The 1,321-nt window shown below is 74.3% G+C and carries 1 protein-coding gene; it reads left to right on the top strand.

The genetic code is table 11. The annotated features are described in order from the left end of the window. Positions 1-127 precede the first annotated feature (127 nt). Complete coding sequence (locus tag DQW06_RS28350) at positions 128-1,192, top strand: site-2 protease family protein (protein WP_071621839.1); 1,065 nt, start codon at positions 128-130, stop codon at positions 1,190-1,192. The last annotated feature ends 129 nt before the right edge of the window (positions 1,193-1,321 follow it).

The following is a 1,321-nucleotide window of genomic DNA, read 5'->3' as shown; positions in this document are numbered from 1 at the left end:
CCGCGGGGCCGGGGCGGGCGGGCCGTAGGCTGGGGGTGTGACGACCGGTAGTGACCCATCCGCGCCCAGACCCCGCGAGCGTTCCGCCAGACCGGGGTTACTGATCGGCCGCCCCTTCGGCATCCCCGTGTACGTGACCTCCTCGTGGCTGATCGTCGCGGCTCTGATCACCCTGGTCTACGGCGGCGTCGTCCAGGGCCGCCTGGCGCTGGGGCCGACCGCCTACCTGCTGGCCTTCGTCTTCGCCGTGCTGCTCTACGCCTCCGTGCTGGTGCACGAGCTGGCGCACGCGGTGGTCGCGCGCATGTACGGCCTGCCGGTCCGGCGCATCGTGCTGTACGTCCTGGGCGGGGTCTCCGAGATCGAGCGCGAGGCGCCCACGCCGGGGCGTGAGTTCTGGATCGCGTTCGCCGGTCCGCTGTTCTCCCTGCTGCTGGCGGCGGGCGGGTTCGGTCTGTACCTGTTCACCGAGCCGCGCACCGTGGTGGGTGAGCTGCTGTTCCAGTTGTGGATCGCCAACCTGTTGGTGGGCGCGTTCAACCTGCTGCCGGGGCTTCCGCTGGACGGCGGGCGGCTGCTGCGCGCCGGGGTGTGGAAGGCGACGGGCAGGCCCTTCGCGGGGAGTGCGGCCGCGGCCTGGGGCGGTCGGGTGCTGGCGCTGCTGGTGGTGGCGCTGCCGTTCCTGATCACGTGGTGGGCGGGCGGACGGCTCAGCCCGTGGAGCGTGGTGTGGGGCTTCGTCCTGGGCGGTTTCATGTGGATGGGCGCTTCCGACGCGCTGCGCTCCGCACGGGTGCGGGAGCGCATTCCGCGCCTGCGGGCCCGGGACCTGGCCCGGGCCTCGGTGACGGTGTCGGCCGACACGCCGCTGGCCGAGGCCGAGCGACGGGCCCGGGAGGCGGAGGCGGTGGAGGTCGTGGTGACCGACGCCCGGGGCGTTCCCACGGCGGTGGTGCACCCGGCGGCGGCCGGGGCGATCGAGCCGCAGCGCCGGGCGTGGGTGCCGGTGTCGAGCGTGTCCCGTGCGGTGACCGAGCATTCTCTGGTGCCGGTGGGTCTGGAGGGTGAGGAGTTGCTACGGGCGCTGACGGGTCATCCGCTGCCGGAGTACGTGGTGGTGGACGAGGCCGGTGGGGTGCGCGGGGTGCTCAGGGCCGCGGACGTCAACGCGGTGGTCTCGGGCGGGCGCTGAACCGGCCGGGGCCGGACGGTGTCGGCGGGGCCGTTTTTCTCCTTCGCGGCGGGGCGCGCGGCGCGGGCGGTGGACGCTGGGTGGTGGGAGGGTGCCGATCTTCTCCTTCGCGGCGCGGGTGGGGGTCGC

It is taken from the genome of Nocardiopsis sp. TNDT3 (assembly GCF_003427465.1).
Taxonomy (GTDB): Bacteria; Actinomycetota; Actinomycetes; order Streptosporangiales; family Streptosporangiaceae; genus Nocardiopsis; species Nocardiopsis dassonvillei.
The sequence above is the reverse complement of the archived record's forward strand: the minus strand, read 5'-3'. Positions and strand labels throughout refer to the sequence as shown.